The 16031-nt window shown below is 45.1% G+C and carries 16 protein-coding genes; 3 read left to right on the plus strand and 13 right to left on the minus strand.

The window, feature by feature from the left end; all coding sequences use genetic code 11:
* From ACMUEV_RS30515 to leuS, 5 genes are all read right to left on the minus strand, one after another.
* The gene (locus tag ACMUEV_RS30515; protein ID WP_347277619.1) at nucleotides 1-1602 is read right to left on the minus strand and encodes an AAA-like domain-containing protein; all 1602 of its coding nucleotides are present in this window, start codon (nucleotides 1600-1602) and stop codon (nucleotides 1-3) included.
* An 81-nt stretch (nucleotides 1603-1683) separates the two neighbouring features.
* On the minus strand, nucleotides 1684-2709 hold the full coding sequence (locus ACMUEV_RS30520) for an agmatinase family protein (protein WP_190652241.1): 1026 nt from the start codon (nucleotides 2707-2709) through the stop codon (nucleotides 1684-1686).
* A gap of 3 nt (nucleotides 2710-2712) precedes the next feature.
* Complete coding sequence (locus tag ACMUEV_RS30525; RefSeq protein ID WP_190652242.1) at nucleotides 2713-2937, minus strand: type II toxin-antitoxin system HicB family antitoxin; 225 nt, start codon at nucleotides 2935-2937, stop codon at nucleotides 2713-2715.
* Nucleotides 2938-2939: 2 nt separating this feature from the next.
* Nucleotides 2940-3158: a type II toxin-antitoxin system HicA family toxin gene (locus ACMUEV_RS30530; RefSeq protein ID WP_190652243.1), complete on the minus strand. Its 219-nt coding sequence runs from the start codon at nucleotides 3156-3158 to the stop codon at nucleotides 2940-2942.
* Nucleotides 3159-3178: 20 nt separating this feature from the next.
* On the minus strand, nucleotides 3179-5746 hold the full coding sequence (leuS, locus tag ACMUEV_RS30535; protein WP_190652244.1) for a leucine--tRNA ligase: 2568 nt from the start codon (nucleotides 5744-5746) through the stop codon (nucleotides 3179-3181).
* A 98-nt stretch (nucleotides 5747-5844) separates the two neighbouring features.
* On the opposite strand from leuS, the gene ACMUEV_RS30540 reads away from it, so the two are divergent.
* Entirely contained in the window at nucleotides 5845-6414 is a 570-nt protein-coding gene (locus ACMUEV_RS30540) for an RNA 2'-phosphotransferase (RefSeq protein WP_190652245.1), read from the plus strand.
* Here ACMUEV_RS30540 and ACMUEV_RS30545 read toward each other — a convergent pair.
* The 8 genes from ACMUEV_RS30545 to thrC all read right to left on the minus strand — a co-directional run bounded on the left by ACMUEV_RS30545 (nucleotide 6407) and on the right by thrC (nucleotide 14080).
* Entirely contained in the window at nucleotides 6407-6784 is a 378-nt protein-coding gene (locus ACMUEV_RS30545; RefSeq protein ID WP_190652246.1) for a clan AA aspartic protease, read from the minus strand. The genes ACMUEV_RS30540 and ACMUEV_RS30545 overlap by 8 nt on opposite strands.
* Nucleotides 6781-7056: a hypothetical protein gene (locus ACMUEV_RS30550; protein WP_190652247.1), complete on the minus strand. Its 276-nt coding sequence runs from the start codon at nucleotides 7054-7056 to the stop codon at nucleotides 6781-6783. Before ACMUEV_RS30550 ends, ACMUEV_RS30545 begins: the two co-directional genes overlap by 4 nt.
* A gap of 105 nt (nucleotides 7057-7161) precedes the next feature.
* Nucleotides 7162-7425, minus strand: a complete 264-nt coding sequence (locus tag ACMUEV_RS30555; protein ID WP_199329606.1) for a hypothetical protein — start codon at nucleotides 7423-7425, stop codon at nucleotides 7162-7164.
* A gap of 330 nt (nucleotides 7426-7755) precedes the next feature.
* On the minus strand, nucleotides 7756-9210 hold the full coding sequence (locus ACMUEV_RS30560; protein WP_190652248.1) for a hypothetical protein: 1455 nt from the start codon (nucleotides 9208-9210) through the stop codon (nucleotides 7756-7758).
* 652 nt (nucleotides 9211-9862) lie between these two features.
* On the minus strand, nucleotides 9863-10897 hold the full coding sequence (locus ACMUEV_RS30565) for a Rieske 2Fe-2S domain-containing protein (RefSeq protein ID WP_242044594.1): 1035 nt from the start codon (nucleotides 10895-10897) through the stop codon (nucleotides 9863-9865).
* 107 nt (nucleotides 10898-11004) lie between these two features.
* A complete protein-coding gene (locus ACMUEV_RS30570) occupies nucleotides 11005-11199 on the minus strand; it encodes a hypothetical protein (protein ID WP_415354723.1) in 195 nt (64 codons plus the stop codon).
* Nucleotides 11200-11242: 43 nt separating this feature from the next.
* A complete protein-coding gene (locus tag ACMUEV_RS30575; RefSeq protein ID WP_190652250.1) occupies nucleotides 11243-12694 on the minus strand; it encodes an ATP-binding protein in 1452 nt (483 codons plus the stop codon).
* Nucleotides 12695-12979: 285 nt separating this feature from the next.
* Nucleotides 12980-14080, minus strand: a complete 1101-nt coding sequence (gene thrC, locus ACMUEV_RS30580; RefSeq protein WP_199329620.1) for a threonine synthase — start codon at nucleotides 14078-14080, stop codon at nucleotides 12980-12982.
* Between the two features lie 281 nt (nucleotides 14081-14361).
* Here thrC and trxA point away from each other — a divergent pair, with 281 nt between their 5' ends.
* A complete protein-coding gene (gene trxA, locus ACMUEV_RS30585) occupies nucleotides 14362-14685 on the plus strand; it encodes a thioredoxin (protein WP_017291454.1) in 324 nt (107 codons plus the stop codon).
* 176 nt (nucleotides 14686-14861) lie between these two features.
* Entirely contained in the window at nucleotides 14862-15956 is a 1095-nt protein-coding gene (locus ACMUEV_RS30590; protein WP_017291453.1) for an LOG family protein, read from the plus strand.
* The last annotated feature ends 75 nt before the right edge of the window (nucleotides 15957-16031 follow it).

The raw sequence follows: 16031 nt of genomic DNA on the forward strand, positions 1-16031 counted from the left end.
TTAGCTCTTCAGATGGTCTTGAAAATACGATCGATACAACTCACATCGCGGTGTTGCCTCATTCCCTTGCAACGTAATCAACCCCATACTTTCCAACTTAAAAGCAGGCTCCGCTTCCAACTCGACAGGCTTACTTTTGACAACGACTTGCCGCAATGACTCTACTAACTGCGGATACAGACGCAAATTCAGTAAATGCCGCCGCAAATGATCACTATAAATTCCCGCTTCCGTTGCTGCTGTTTGCCTCAATTGCTCCAACGTCACATCCTGCCGCCGCAAATGATAAAACGCCTTACGAACCAGATAAGGATGTCCCCCAACCAGTGTTACAATCGCATCGACAACCTCTGCCTGCAATCGATACCGCTGTGCCAAATCCTGAATCTGCGATCGCGTAAACTCCTCCAATTCGACATTTTTGCCCACATTAAACGGCGATTGATTCATATCCAGCGGCACATACGCCTCAGTCGAATGCACAATCACGAGCCGCAATTTCTGCCAATATTCACTATCTGTATCACCACATCGCGCCGCATCAAACCACGATCGCAACAATCCAAAAAAGTCGTCCGCCACTTCCCGATGCGGAAACACCAAATCGACTTCATCCATTGCGATCGCTAACGGCTGATCCAATTCCTCTAGCAAACATTCCAAGAAATAGTAGTAACATTTGTCTTTACTACCGCCAGTCTTCCAATACTCATCTAGCTGAGACAACCGCTTCAGCCTGCGTCCAACCTGCTCACAAAACCAGCGCAACAACAAATCCAAATCTGAAAAACACTGCCGATCTGCGCGCTGAAAACTAAAAGAAATCGTCTGATAACCTTGTTGCCTTGCGTGATTCAGCGTTCTCGCCATCAGCGAAGTTTTGCCCATCTGTCTCGGTGCTTTGATCCGAATTAACGCTCCAGGCTGCAAAATCTCTCGATAACAATCTGCTTCGATCGTTCCTCGATCGATATACAAATCTGAATCCAGCGCAACAGCTCCCCCAGGCTCTCGATACAGTTCGGGATCAAGCTCTGGTTCAGCGATCGGTAAAGGTGGATCGTCTGGATGATTTTGCCGTAATACTGCTGGTTCGTCTTGTTGCTCAGCAATCCACTCAGCATTTGCTCCAATTAGCTCCAACACTTCCTGCAAGATCTTTGGCGTATCCTGTTCCGATTTCCATTCCCGTTGCTGAATGCGTTGTAAATAGCCTCGTAAGTCATAGTTCAAGGGAGAATCAAATGGAAAGTTAACACGAATTGGCAGAAGAATCGGACGGTTTTCGCATCGCGTATCTCTTAACTCTCTGGCGCGCCGTACTTCTTCTGTCACCATTTCACTGACTGCTGACTGAGGTGATAGCAGTAACAGCAAATAGTCACACTGCTGCAATTCGACATCGATTCGGTCTGACCAATTTTCACCCAAACGAATGCTCTCACCTGCCATAAATGCGGTGTGACCTGAGTCGATCAGCGATCGCTGAAACTCCGCTGCCAAGGATTTATCTGGATCTTGGCTGCGGTAGCTAATGAAAATGCGACGTGACACCGTATCAGCTTGACGTTGAGCCGATTTTGTTGACTTTCTGGGAGGCACAGGCAGAACAAAACAGTGGGCTATTTATTTTTTACCACTGTCTCTCCGCATTTTTCCTTATCTATAGAATCTATCAATAGTCTAATTCCTCCAAGACAGATCCATAAAATTACTTAGCTTGTAAACTGTTCGAGCCGCGACATTCCCATCCCATTCAGCATTTCCAATTTCCACGACATCAAATCCGATGACTTTTCGCCCACTGTTCACGACTTCCCGAAACAGGCAAAATGCCTGCTCTAGCTCTAAACCTCCGGGTACAGGTGTGCCCGTTTCTGGACAAAGCTTCGGGTCAAATCCATCGACATCGACACTGATATAAACATCCTGCGGAAGTTCTGAGACAATCTGCTTGCAAGTCTCTAGCCAAGGAATTCCTGCATATTCTTTCTGTTTCAACATGGGATCGAAGTACGTTGAAATACGATCGCTCTTTTGAATCAATTCCACTTCATCAATACACACATCCCGAATGCCAACTTGCACAAGCTTTGTCATTTGTGGCAGTTTCAGCACGTTGTACATAATCGAGGCATGGGAAAACTCAAAGCCTTCATAAGCTTCTCGTAAGTCAGCGTGAGCATCAATGTGGAGAATGCCAAAAGAGGGGTAATGTTGTGCGATCGCTCTCAAATATCCTAGTGGCACACTATGATCCCCACCGATCAATCCGACTCTTTTACCTTGACTCAAAGCTTTGCCTGCTTCTTCAAAGAGCCATTGATTGGTGGACTCACATTCTTGGTTAATGGTTGCTAGTAGTTCAGTGAGTTCTGAATCTAGCTTTTCACCGGACTCTAAGCGATCAATAATTCGTGCTGCTTGGGGTCGTAATGCATCACTCTTGTCTAAGATATGCTGGGGAATTTCAGGCATGAAGATGCCTTGCTTCCAACCATCGGGATTATCGAAGTCAAATAGATCGAGCTGAGAGGAAGCATTCAAAGTTGCTTCAACGCCTCGCGCTGTCCCTGCACTGTAAGAAACGGTTACTTCCCAAGGCACACCTAAGATGATCAGATTTGCCGAATCGTAGTCAAACGGCAACCCAAACAGCCGACCAGTAACACCAACACCGCTCGGATCATAGTTTTCTAGAGTCGTCATTGTTTAAGCTGCTTGTAGAGTTTTACCGAAAGTTTGAGGTTCTGGAAGAGGTTCACCTTTTGCGATCGCAGATTCTACGAGTAGCTCTAAGACCTCTTGGGCATTTTGAAGAGCTTCTGCATAAGTTTCACCATGAGTGTGAGAGAATTCACCCCACTCAGGCAGACTTACAACATAGCACTGATCTTCGTCAGACCATTGGATAAGGATTGTATATCGATATTGCATTTTTAACCTTCCTCCTGATCTCGCTTACTTTCTACTTTCTCAAGGGCTTCGTAGACATCTTTTTCTTGGTAAGGTCTCGCATCGGAGCCATCTTTTCCAGACAGAGTTAATTTTCCAGGGAGAAGAGGATGCGACCATTTGGTATGGCTTCCTTTTCCAGATTCACTTGTGAAGCCTGCTGTTAAAGGCAGGCTTTTTAGCTCTCGGATCTTTTTCGGCATTCTGTTACTCGATCAATCTCCTACGCGACAACGAAGTTTACTAACTTCCCAGGCACGACAATCACTTTCTTGATCTCCTTACCTTCGATATAGCGTTTTGCAATCTCAGAATCACGGGCGAATTGCTCTAAAGCAGCTTTGTCATCTGCGATCGCAGTTGCAGCTTCGATCGTTCCGCGCGTTTTACCTAAGATTTGAATCACGATCGTTTTCTCATCGGCAACTAAAGCACCCGGATCAACGATCGGGAAAGATTGAGTGTGAATCGAATCAGAATGACCAATCGATCGCCATAACTCCTCAGCCATATGAGGTGCAAAAGGAGCTAACAAGCGCAATAAAGCGTCAATTCCTTCTGCATAAACTGGAGAATCTTTTTGAGCACAATCGCTTAAGGCATTGCTCAATTTCATCAATTCAGAAACAGCCGTATTGAATTGATACTCACCTTGCAAATCTTCGGTGATTTCTTTGATTGCAGTGTGAATCGATCGACGTAAATCTTTCTCTGCTTTGGATAAATCTTTAGCAGGTTTTTGATTTAGCTTCGAGTCTGTTACCAATCTCCAGACGCGATTGAGGAATCGATATTGTCCCTCAACGTCTGCATCTTCCCACTCCAAATCTTTCTCAGGAGGAGCTTTGAACAAGATAAACATCCGAGCTGTATCGGCTCCGTACTTGTTCACCACATCGCCTGGAGCAACGCCATTGTGCTTCGACTTCGACATTTTCTCAAAGACGATTTCTAATTTCTCTCCAGTGTTTGGATCAACTGGATGCGTCGGATCTTTGATATCTGCTGGGATGACATACTTTCCAGTTGTGGGATTCTTATAGGTTCTGCCTTGAACCATCCCTTGCGTGAGTAACCGCTCAAACGGCTCATCAAAGTTGAGTAATCCGCGATCGCGCAGCACTTTCGTAAAGAACCGCGAATACAACAAGTGTAAGATCGCATGTTCAATCCCGCCTACATATTGATCAACGGGCATCCAATCATTGGTAATCGCTTTGTCAAATACAGCTTGATCATTGTTCGCATCGGGATAGCGCAAGAAATACCACGATGAATCGATAAAGGTATCCATCGTGTCCGTTTCCCGCTTCGCAGGAGTGCCACAGCTAGGACAAGGAACATTTAACCAGGATTCGATCTGAGTCAGAGGCGATCCACCTTTACCGGAAAATTCCACATCTTCAGGCAATTTCACAGGCAGATCCGCATCGGGAACCGGAACGGCTCCACAGTTTGGACAGTGAATAATCGGAATCGGTGCGCCCCAGTATCTTTGACGCGAGATCAACCAATCTCTTAACCGATAGTTCGATGTGCCTTTACCTTTTTGGTGAGCTTCTAAAAACGCGATCGCTTTTTCGACACTCTGACTTTTACCTTTACCTGCGGGTACGCCATTTAGCTCACCTGAATTCACCATTACACCTTCGCCTGGATAGGCTTCAGTCATGGTTGAACTATCCAAAGTTTGATCAGCAGGTTGTACGACCACATGAATCGGCAAATTGAACTTTTTCGCAAACTCAAAATCGCGCTGGTCATGGGCTGGAACTGCCATAATTGCCCCTGTTCCATAGTCCATCAGCACATAGTCTGCAATCCAAATCGGAATCTTCTGATCATTGACTGGATTGATCGCATAGCTTCCCGTCCAAACACCAGTCTTTTCTTGACCTTCAGCCGTTCGATCTAAATCACTTTTTGCAGCAGCAGCTTCCTGATATTGCTGGATAGCTTCTGATTGTTCCGGAGTTGTTAATTTCTCAACTAACGGATGCTCAGGAGACAAGACCATGAAAGAAGCACCCCACAAGGTATCTGGGCGAGTCGTAAAGACAACAATCTCGTCGCCTGCTTCTGTTGTGAAAGTAACTTGTGCGCCAGTAGACTTGCCGATCCAGTTTGCCTGCATCAACTTCACGCGATCGGGCCAGCCTTTCAGCTTGTCCAAATCGACTAACAATTGTTCGGCATAGTCTGTGATTTTCAAGAACCACTGCCGCAACAATTTCCGCTCGACTTTCGCACCCGATCGCCAAGATCTGCCATCCGCATCGACCTGCTCATTCGCCAAAACGGTTTGGTCGATCGGATCCCAATTGACGGTTGCTTCTTTCTGATAAGCCAAGCCTGCTTTGAAGAATTCTAAGAAAATCCACTGTGTCCAGCGATAATAATCCGGCGAGCAGGTTGCTAATTCTTTTGACCAATCGAAAGAAATGCCTAATTGCTTCAACTGGTCGCGCATCTGATCAATGTTCTGATACGTCCAATTTGCGGGTGCGACATTTCGCTCGATCGCTGCATTTTCCGCAGGCAATCCAAAGGCATCCCATCCCATCGGATTCAAGACGCGATAGCCCTGCATTCGTTTCAAACGGGCAATGACATCGACGATAGTATAGACGCGCACATGCCCCATGTGAAGATTGCCGGATGGGTAAGGAAACATCGACAGAGCGTAGAATTTCGGCTTGTCGCTCTGTTCTGGGGTCTGATCTAGATTCGTCTCTGACCAGACTTTTTGCCACTTTTCCTCAATTTCGGCGGGGGTGTAACGGGACTCCACGAATGCGTCTCCTAGCGATGTTAAAACCTTGTGCCTACTTATTCTAGTTGACGAGATCCCGTCTGTAGCTAGAATAGTTGTAGTATATTCTGTATTATATGGATACGACAAGGCGAGTCAAAATCAGTAAATATTTGAGTAAACATTTGCGACATACGCCGGAGCGTCTTGGAATTACGCTGGCTCCGGGAGGTTGGGTCGAAGTTGAAACGTTACTCAAGGCTTGTGCTGCGGCTCAGTTTTCGATTACTCGCACTGAACTGGATCAGGTTATTGCACTGTGCGATAAACAGCGTTTTGCGTTTGATGAAACTCGAACTCGAATTCGGGCAAATCAGGGACATAGCACGATCGTAGATTTGCAATTAGAACCCCGAATCCCGCCGGATATCCTTTATCACGGCACAGCAGAATCTTCAGTCGAATCAATTCTGCAATCTGGCTTGCTCAAGATGAATCGTCATCATGTGCATTTGTCGGAATCGATCGAGACTGCGAAAAAAGTCGGAATGCGTCACGGTCATCCTGTCGTGTTGAGCGTTGATACGATCGCGATGCAGCAAGCTGGCTTTATGTTCTATCGTTCAGAAAATGGGGTTTGGTTAGTCGATCGAGTTCCGCCTGAATTTTTGTTGCTAGACCATACCTCACAAGGAGTTGCTAAATGACGTTTGGCAAGGCATCAATTTTAACGGAGCCACCCTCAATGGTTTGAATCTGTAATTCGTAGCCTCGTAATAATCGCATTCCAATTAGAGGAACTGTCTCTGACTCGTTGATATAAATTTCGCGGTACTGCCCATTCCAGATGACAGACCCAAGATAAACCTCGAACGTACAGGAAGATCCATCGCCCAATGTTGCGAAATCTCGACCTTCCCAACTCAATCTCAATGTGGAGATGATTTCAGATGGCAAGGTTAGAAAGCCAGAAAATCCTGTATCAATTACGGCATCTATTAGTTGCGTTGTCGTATTGCTTCTGACGACGATCGATAATGTCGCTTCACAATTTTGATTTACCCGTCCCTCCATCATGGCTTCGGTCTCAAACTCCGTGCGCCAAAATGATCAACGGCTGGATGCCCAATGCGCACAAACCAGGTCTGAGCATCTGGTAATCTTGCGGTGAGTTGCTTAGATGCGGTCAGTAAATCATCAGCGACCTCAAAGGCTCCAGTTTCGATGTCGATCGCCACAATCTTGCCGTGATTGCCTTCCTCGACTTGCGATCGCACCTGAGATTCATAAATCTCATCGCCACGTCGAGCAAATTCTTCTTTGGGATAGCGGGGTTGTCGAACTGTCATTGTTTTGACCTCGTTTCAACGACTGCTTTCTAATTTTAACTTGAGCAACCGTAACCTGAAACCTGGAAAACTGTTGCCTCTTTTGCTCTAAAGAGCCTTACTAAATCAGTCTCCTGCTTTCCTTTTAGCGTTCAGAGAATTGGGTTTGGTTAGTAGATCTTCCGCCTGAATTTTTGACCTCACATTGTTTGCTGCAATATCTTTTTCTGCCTGAGCAATGAGGTGATCTAATTTTCCTGATGCTACATCCGTTTCAATTTGCCGATCCCACATCTCATCAAGATAGTTTTGAAGCCACTTTGCCAGATCGCGAACTTCACTCTCTGGCAATTGCTTGATAGCTGATTCAACTTCTAGCCGAGTAGTCATACGACAGTTCACATTTCAAGAGCATCTCTATATTATTGCCAATGATGGCTTTGAAGTCAGTGCCATTGGAACGCCCATTAGACATGCGTTTGATGAAACTCGAACTCGAAATTGACTGGGCTTTGTCTCGATCGAGAACTTGATATCGAAAAGCGATCAGAGAAAAGTTGACCTCAGGTACTCTTCTCCTTGATTAACTGTTTTGTTTGTCGCCGCACAACAGAATCGAAACACAAATGAAAAAGCTCTGTTCACTGCTCCAACAGAATTATCATCCCGCGCTATATGAGAAGAGCTAGTAGACTAAAAGGAGCTAACAGATTTATGAGTCTAACCATTCTTGAGTAAATTCAGCTTTTCTCGCCATTCACTATAGCCAACGCATGGCTCCAGAAATGTTGAACATACTCTAGATCTCTCTACATTCCAGCCCAAGACGCGAAGAATACAACGTTCTAGTGTCCATTTAAGATGGCTCCTAGCGTAAATTACAGCCTCATACTCTTCTCTTTCAAATCTTCCACCATGAATAAGTCTATTTCTAATCTTGGACAACGACGTAGAAACTTCTCCACCTCCCAACGACCATAAATCGCGAAGATCAACGCCATAATCATTACAGAAAGATTTGAATACTGTCCCAAAAGAAACTCTGTTTAATTCCAGTATCTTTTCATACATCAGCTGTCTATTTTCATTTCTACTTCTTACTTCATTACTCTCTTGATCTTTTTCAGCTTTGAAGAAGTCATGGGTTTTGATGAAGTCTTTCAAATCTTTAGAAAACTTTTTCCAAGAATCATTCTCTAGTATGTAGTGAAAGCTAGAAGCATCACGATAACCATTAACCAAATTTTCTAATGCGGAATAATAGCTTAAGTATTCACTTTCTAATGTGGAGCTTTCACGATAAGCAATCTTTCCAATTGCATCAAATAAATGCTCTCTGAACACACAATTCTCTGCGATTGGAGAGACTTGTGAAACAAATTCTTGAAAATCTCGTTTATCTATCAAAGTTTCACTCAATAAATGATCAAAATCCTCTTCAGGAACAAATATGTCTCCTCTATAGAAATCAGTTATTTCACCATCTGAAATTCCTCTGTAGCCGTAGCAAACAATTCTTCTTCGTTCTGCAAAAGAAACTAGCTTGAGAAATTTTTCTATATTGGGCAGAGTTGCTTCTCCAAGATCTTGCCCCGTAACACCAGTAAACTCAGCAGCTAAAATTGACCTTGATGATCGAACATTTTTTCTTTTGGGATCATCATAATGAATGTAGTAATTAACAAAATTGAATTGTAAGCCATTTAAGACTTCAAATCTTTTGGTATCAAATGTATTGATAGTTATATTGCCGTTATGGTGTAACTCGGGATAATAAGCAGGAGCAAGTAAGATGCTTTGAGTTAGCCAAAAATGAAAGCTCTTTTTCTGGCTATCAGCTTGCAGAATTCTCTTGCAAATTTTGAGATCGACTGGCTCTGCTCTCAAAATGCTAACACTTCGATTTGTATCGTAATAAGATGTCGATATTTCTAGCTTATAAACCTTGCTCGCAGAAATATAAATTAGTGGGTTACCCTTTAGGTCAGAAATTGTCGCATTTAATGCAAATATGAAAGGAATTTTTGGCACTGGGGAATCGATTGTATTAAATCGAGCTAATATCAAAACTTTTTCATCTTGCGTTTTTGGAAAAACAACTTCACAATGAATCGATTCAAGTTTTTCCGTCTCGAACGTTATATCAGCATCAAACTTTAGATTCTTTTCTTCCACCGTCTTTTAGCCAAAATATCTTTCGGTACTGAGTATTCTAACAGCAGTTTTGGGGTACTGTCTTACTGCTAACTTTATGGAACTTTTTCGACGCTTATTTCAAGCGGCATCCCTAGAGCACCCACTCTTAAATACTCACCATTAATCTTCCAATAACAAGTGGCAGCCCAAAACTCAAGCGGCATAACTTGTTATTGGATAGAGTTGACCTCTCGTATTCTGTCTATCTTCCGTGAATTGGGAGCTTAGGCAAACAAGGAGCCATATAACATCTCAAATCGGAACAATGTGCAGACAGGAGTCCCTTATAACACTCAAAAATGGAATTTTGTAACGATGTATTTTTTATAACGCCCCAAATCACAATGATATGCGGACAAAAAATTCACATAGCACTCTAAATTGAACGATTAGCAAAGATAGAGATGCGTGTAATATTCTCATACCAGTTTATACAGAATTTCATTTGCATATTAGCCTTATTGCTGGCGACAGGCTCTATTCCTTCAAGTCTCTAGTACCTGAGGTTAAGCACGATCTACATTCCTTTACCTTCAAGCCATTCGACGATATACCAACACGCTCATCGACAATCTAAATCGTCGTTTCGGAAGGTTTGAGCATCATTCCACTCAGCCAGATAGCTCAGCAATTAAGCCGTATACGTTGCACCAAGACCGAGCGCACTTAATCCTTTGCGATATGCGATCGACGTTTGATCCGCCCGAATATGAGATTCAGCCCTCAGTTCAAGGGGCAAATCTTCAGGATATTGAGCTTCGACTACCTCTTGATCTTCTGCGAATACTTGATAGTTAAATTCGTACACAGGTTCAAGAGACATGTCTTTATCGAAGTTCCGACAAATCGGGCAAAAGATGCGAGTTTTTCGGGCTGAAACGGGAGACGCAGCATTCAAAATACAAAGCCGTCCCTCATTCGGAAATAGCACCGTCAACCGCGCCGTAAAAGGTAAAAAGACTTCAAAAATTCGCATCCACTGAAAATCTGCCGGGGCACGATCTTGCATCGCTTTAGGAAAATTGCTGACATTGCTCAAATACTCAGCCCGCAACCCCGTTGGAGTTTTCGTCACTTCATAGTGCGGCACAATCGGATTACTGCGATCGCCAAACGATTTCTGATGTACCCAAGCAAAGTGAGCCACATCCAGAAATCCTTCCATCTGCCGCCCAGCCGCAGCATTGAGATCAACCGCTTCAGGTAAAATTTGCTGATAATCCGAATCGTCCCACTCGTGAAAATCAGGCAGGGGATGATCGCCCCCACCCAGCGAAGTCCAGACTAAACCGTAAGCCTCGATCGCCGGATAAGTCTTCAGACAAAGTTTTGCAGGAATCGAAGCATCAGGATCGGCAGGAACCAAAACACAGCGCCCGTCTGTTGAATAATGAAACCCATGATATTTGCAGATTAAATGATCGCCTTCCACAAAGCCCATACTGAGCGGAATGCCACGATGCAAGCAAATATCATTGGCAACTGAAACGCCTGCTGAAGTTCGCCATACCACCAATCTTTGATCCAAAAGCTTCGCAGCAATCGGCTGATCCGTGACCTCTCGACTAAATGCGATCGGATACCAAAATGGAGCTAACGCATCCCAATCCGAAGGAGCAAAGGTGCAATCTTTCGGATAAACAGTCGATCGAATCGTGCTGACCATTCGCCCCATCCTGAGTTCAAAATATCTAAATGGAATGGTAGCAAGCACACTCAATTGCGTTGTGTCTTGTACTACGAAACTCCATTTAGATTAATTGAGCTAATTTCTCAGGACATTAAAATCCCATTGCCTTCGCAAGAATTCGCAGGCTCACAGAAAATTCCTTCCTGCGATGCCAACATCCGATACGCATGGAGAATCTCTTCATCCGTCACCGCATTAAAACTGCCTTGGCTGGCATCTCGAACCGCGATCGCTTTATGCCAATTCGCCGGACTCCCAATCCGAATCGCAGTTGCCAACGTTTCTGGAGATAACTTGACTTAGTGAATCGCAGGGAAGATGTTAGACCATCGCTACAGGAATCTCAATGACAAACTCTGTGCCTTGTCCGAGTTCGGAGTCAAACTCAATCTTGCCACCGTGCTTCTCAACGATGATTTGTCGCGCGATCGCTAATCCTAAACCCGTCCCTTTACCCACGCCTTTCGTCGTGAACAGGTTATCAAAGACTTTATGCTTGATATCCTGCGACATCCCAATTCCATTATCTTGAATCTTAATGATTGCCCATTGCTGATCAGCCGATAGCTGCGTTGTAATTGTGATGCGATTTGGCTGTTCCTGGATTTCTAAAAAACCTTTCCCTTGATTGGATTCATCCAGAGCATCGATCGCGTTGGCTAGCAAGTTCATGAAAACCTGATTGAGTTGTCCTGGGAAGCAGAGAATGGGAGGTATTTCACCATAGTTCTGGGTAATCTGAATCGCTGGACGTTGGTCATTTGCCTTTAAGCGATGTTTGAGAATGAGTAACGTACTATCCAGCCCTTCATGGAGTTGAAAAGGAACTCGATGTTCTGTATCAGACCGAGAGAAAGTTCTGAGGCTGATGCTAATGCTAGAAATTCGTTTGATACCCTCTTGCATGGACTGCAAGAGTTTTGGCAAGTCTTCTCGTAGATAGTCTAAATCGATAATGTCAATTTTCCCTTTGATCGCTTGACCTGGATGGGGAATTGCTTCCTGGTATAAATCGAGCAACTCAAATAATTCCTTCACATGCTCTTTAGCAGGTTGTAGATTCCCTGATAGGAACCCAACAGGATTATTGATTTCATGAGCGATACCTGCGATCAAATTGCCCAAAGCCGACATTTTTTCCCGCTGGATAAGTTGCAGTTGGGATTGTTGTAATTGCTCTAGGGCTGCTGTGAGTTCAATCGTCTGCAACTCCAGTTTTTGATTCAATTCTTGTAAAGCAATTTCAGCCTGCTTGCGCTCTGTAATGTCTTGGTAGGTGCCCAGAATCCCAATGATTCGGCCATGACCATCATGTAGAGGAGCTTTATTCGTTTCCAGCCATGTCTGCTTGCCTTCACTATTAAACTGAGGTTCAGTAATGCCCAACTCAGCTTTACCGGATAGCATAACCCGACGATCGCATTCTCGATAAAACTCTGTTTCTTCCCTTTTCCAAGGCAGGTCAAAATCTGTTTTGCCGATAATCTCTTCAGGAGAATTTAGCCCAGCATCATCTGCAAAATTTTGGTTACAGCCCAAGTACACTGACTTTCGATCTTTCCAGAAAATCGCTTCAGGTAATGTATCCATCACAAGTTGCAGCATCTGCTGAGAGGCTCTCAAATCAAGCTCGATCTGTTCACGCTGTTGTTTTTCCTGAGCTTGAGCTTGCTTCAAGATTTCAATCTCTGCGCGAGCTTGATTAAGTTCTTGTTCTAAATAAGCAACTGCCTCATTTCGGGAAATAGCTGGTATGCTTGCTTTGTCCATCATCTAGTCTCCAGATAGAAATAGACCGTTTAATCTAGAATTCCCTAGCTAGAATGGCTATCTAACTGGATTATTGGACAGAGTTAGATCGTCAAAATGCTCATCGATCATCTAAATCGTCATTCAATGAAGTTTGATCGTCATATTGGGCAGTTCGATCGTCGTTCGGCAAAGATCGGCACTAGATGAACTTGATTCAGCAAAAATAAAGAGAAGGTTTTCAAGGCTCTCTACGCCCTTTAAACCTTCTCTCAAGCAGAACTTGGTTAAACGGATTGAATCAAGTGATTAAAATCCCATTGCCTTCGCAACTTCCTCCAAACCAGGTTCAATCCCCTGCTTAAAGTTATTCTCGCTAAACTTGATCGCCGAATCTGGATCTTTCAAGCCATTGCCTGTTAAAACACAAACCACGGTCGCACCTTCTGGCACTTGATCCTTCACCTTCAGCAACCCAGCAACCGAAGCCGCACTTGCAGGCTCACAGAAAATTCCTTCCTGCGATGCCAACATCCGATAGGCATGGAGAATTTCTTCATCCGTCACGGCATTAAAACTACTTTGGCTGGCATCTCGAACCGCGATCGCTTTATGCCAATTTGCCGGATTCCCAATCCGAATCGCCGTTGCCAAGGTTTCTGGATATTTAAATGGCTCACCTGTAACTAATGGAGCCGATCCCGCTGCCTGGAATCCCATCATCTTCGGCAATTTCGACGATCGACCTTCTTGGTGATACTGGTTAAATCCCATCCAGTACGCACTAATGTTTCCTGCATTTCCTACAGGAATACATAACCAATCCGGCGCATCACCTAATACATCAACGACTTCAAACGCCGCCGTTTTCTGTCCTTCTAAGCGATAGGGATTCACCGAATTAACCAGCGTCACCGGATAATTCTGAGACATCTCGCGCACAATTTCTAACGCGCGATCGAAATTCCCTTTAATCGCCAGCACTTCTGCCCCATACAGCAACGCTTGCGCCAACTTACCCAACGCCACATAGCCATCCGGAATCAGCACAAACGCTCGCATACCGCCACGCCGCGCATAAGCCGCCGCCGCTGCTGAGGTATTACCTGTACTCGCACAAATGACCGCTTCCGCGCCTGCTTCCTTCGCTTTCGAGATCGCCATCGTCATGCCACGATCCTTAAAGCTGCCCGTCGGATTCAGACCGTCGTATTTCACAAACACCTGCACCTGCCGACCAATCTCCCGCGCGATCGCAGGAACCGGGATGAGCGGCGTATTTCCTTCGTGCAGCGTGATCACGGGCGTTTGATCTGTCACGGGCAAATAGCGACGATAGCCATGAATCAAGCCGCGCCAAGGCTGTACTCTGGGCAATTCTTCGTTCTGAGCGGGGTTTGCGAGAGACAAGCGTAAAGTCACAGGAGTCAAAATGAATCACGATTAGATTTTCAGTTTACTGCGTTTGGTTCATCTCAAAGCAGCGATCGTCAAGGACATTTCGTTACGCTGCCCTCGCTGCCCTCCAAACTCCCGTCCACCTCACTTCATTCCGCTACAAAATTCAACCTTATCCAAAACTTTTGTATCTAATTTTATGTATCTATTTATGTCTGCAATGTGAATAACTCCTGACCGTTTTGCTATGGTAGAATTTCGTCAAATGAAACAAAGGCAAGGATTTTCAGGTAATGTCAGCAACCGCACAAGTTACAGATTCGTCGTTTGACCAGGAAGTGCTTCAGAGTGAAGTCCCAGTTCTCGTAGATTTTTGGGCTCCTTGGTGCGGTCCCTGCCGCATGGTTGCGCCTGTTGTCGATGAGATTGCAGCGCAATACGAAGGCAAGGTCAAAGTCGTTAAACTTAATACCGATGAGAACCCAGGTGTTGCCAGCAGATTTGGAATTCGTAGTATTCCGACGCTGATGATTTTCAAAGGCGGTCAGCGGGTTGATATGGTCGTTGGTGCTGTTCCCAAGACCACCTTATCGAACACTTTAGACAAACACCTCTAAGACCAGTTTCGACAAGTTTCTTGATTCGCCTGGATTCGTCTCATTTGTTAAATTCATTTGTCACAGTGCTGATAACGCCCTAGACTTGAGTGCTAGGGCGTTTTTCAGTGTCGATACGGGCATTCCCAGTGCGCCCTGTCTCGCTAAAATAGAATGCCCCTGTAAGGAAAATCTACATGACTGCTAACCCTTCGGATTTGCCTCAACCTTCTCGATCGATGCTGAATGTCCAGTCTTTACGATCGACGCTCAACGAGCTTCTGGATCATTTGCCTGAGATGCAACATGGCGCGCTGATTGCTCAAGCCCTGGGTCTGATTGCCCGAATTTCTCAGGACGAAATCGATCGCTTAGATTGGAAAATTCTGAATGCGTCGCTTCAGGACATGGAGCGGGCGTTTACCACCTTTTATCCCTATCGGCATATCCGAAAAGTTTCGATCTTTGGGTCAGCGCGGATTAAGCCTGGAACGGAAGAGTATGAGCAGGCGAAAGAGTTTGCGAAATGCGTGACTCAGCAAGGGTACATGGTGATCACGGGTGCTGGCGGCGGCATTATGGCAGCCGGAAACGAAGGGGCTGGCATGGACAAGTCATTTGGCTTGAATATTCAATTGCCGTTTGAGCAGGGCGCGAATCATTTTATTCAAGGCGATCCCAAATTAATTCCGTTCAAGTATTTCTTCACGCGCAAGGTCTTTTTCTTGAAAGAAAGTGATGCGTTAGCGTTGTTTCCAGGTGGGTTTGGCACGCAGGATGAAGCGTTTGAATGTTTGACGCTGACGCAGACGGGCAAATCGGCTCCGGTGCCATTGGTGCTGATTGACAAACCGGGTGGACATTATTGGCACGACTGGTCGGAGTACATTCACAAACAGTTGATGAAACGGGGGTTGATCAGTGCCGATGATCCGAGCCTGTATACCATTACTGATGATCTCGATGTAGCTTGTAACGCGATTTCGAGTTTCTATCAGGTGTATCACTCTAGCCGTTATGTCGGCAGCCAGCTAGTGCTGCGCTTGAAGACAGAATTGAGTGATGCAGCAGTTGATGAGTTGAACGATCGCTTTCGGGACATTTTAGTGACGGGCAGAATCGAGAAGACGAAGCCATTGCCACAAGAAGCCCAAGATGAGAGTTATGGCTTACCCCGATTAATTTTGAATTTTAATCAACGAGATTTAGGGCGACTCTATCAATTGATCGCAGCCGTGAATTTCCTAGGCAATCCACCGCCGGAGGTGTCGGCGCATCCAGAGCGTAAGTGATGGGGAGTGGGGAGTGGGGAGAGTGGGAGCAAAAATTATTTCTAGTCTTCCCCCCACTCCCCACCTCGACCAACT

The sequence above is a fragment of the Leptolyngbya sp. FACHB-1624 genome (genome assembly GCF_047649235.1).
GTDB lineage: Bacteria > Cyanobacteriota > Cyanobacteriia > Leptolyngbyales > Leptolyngbyaceae > Leptolyngbya > Leptolyngbya boryana.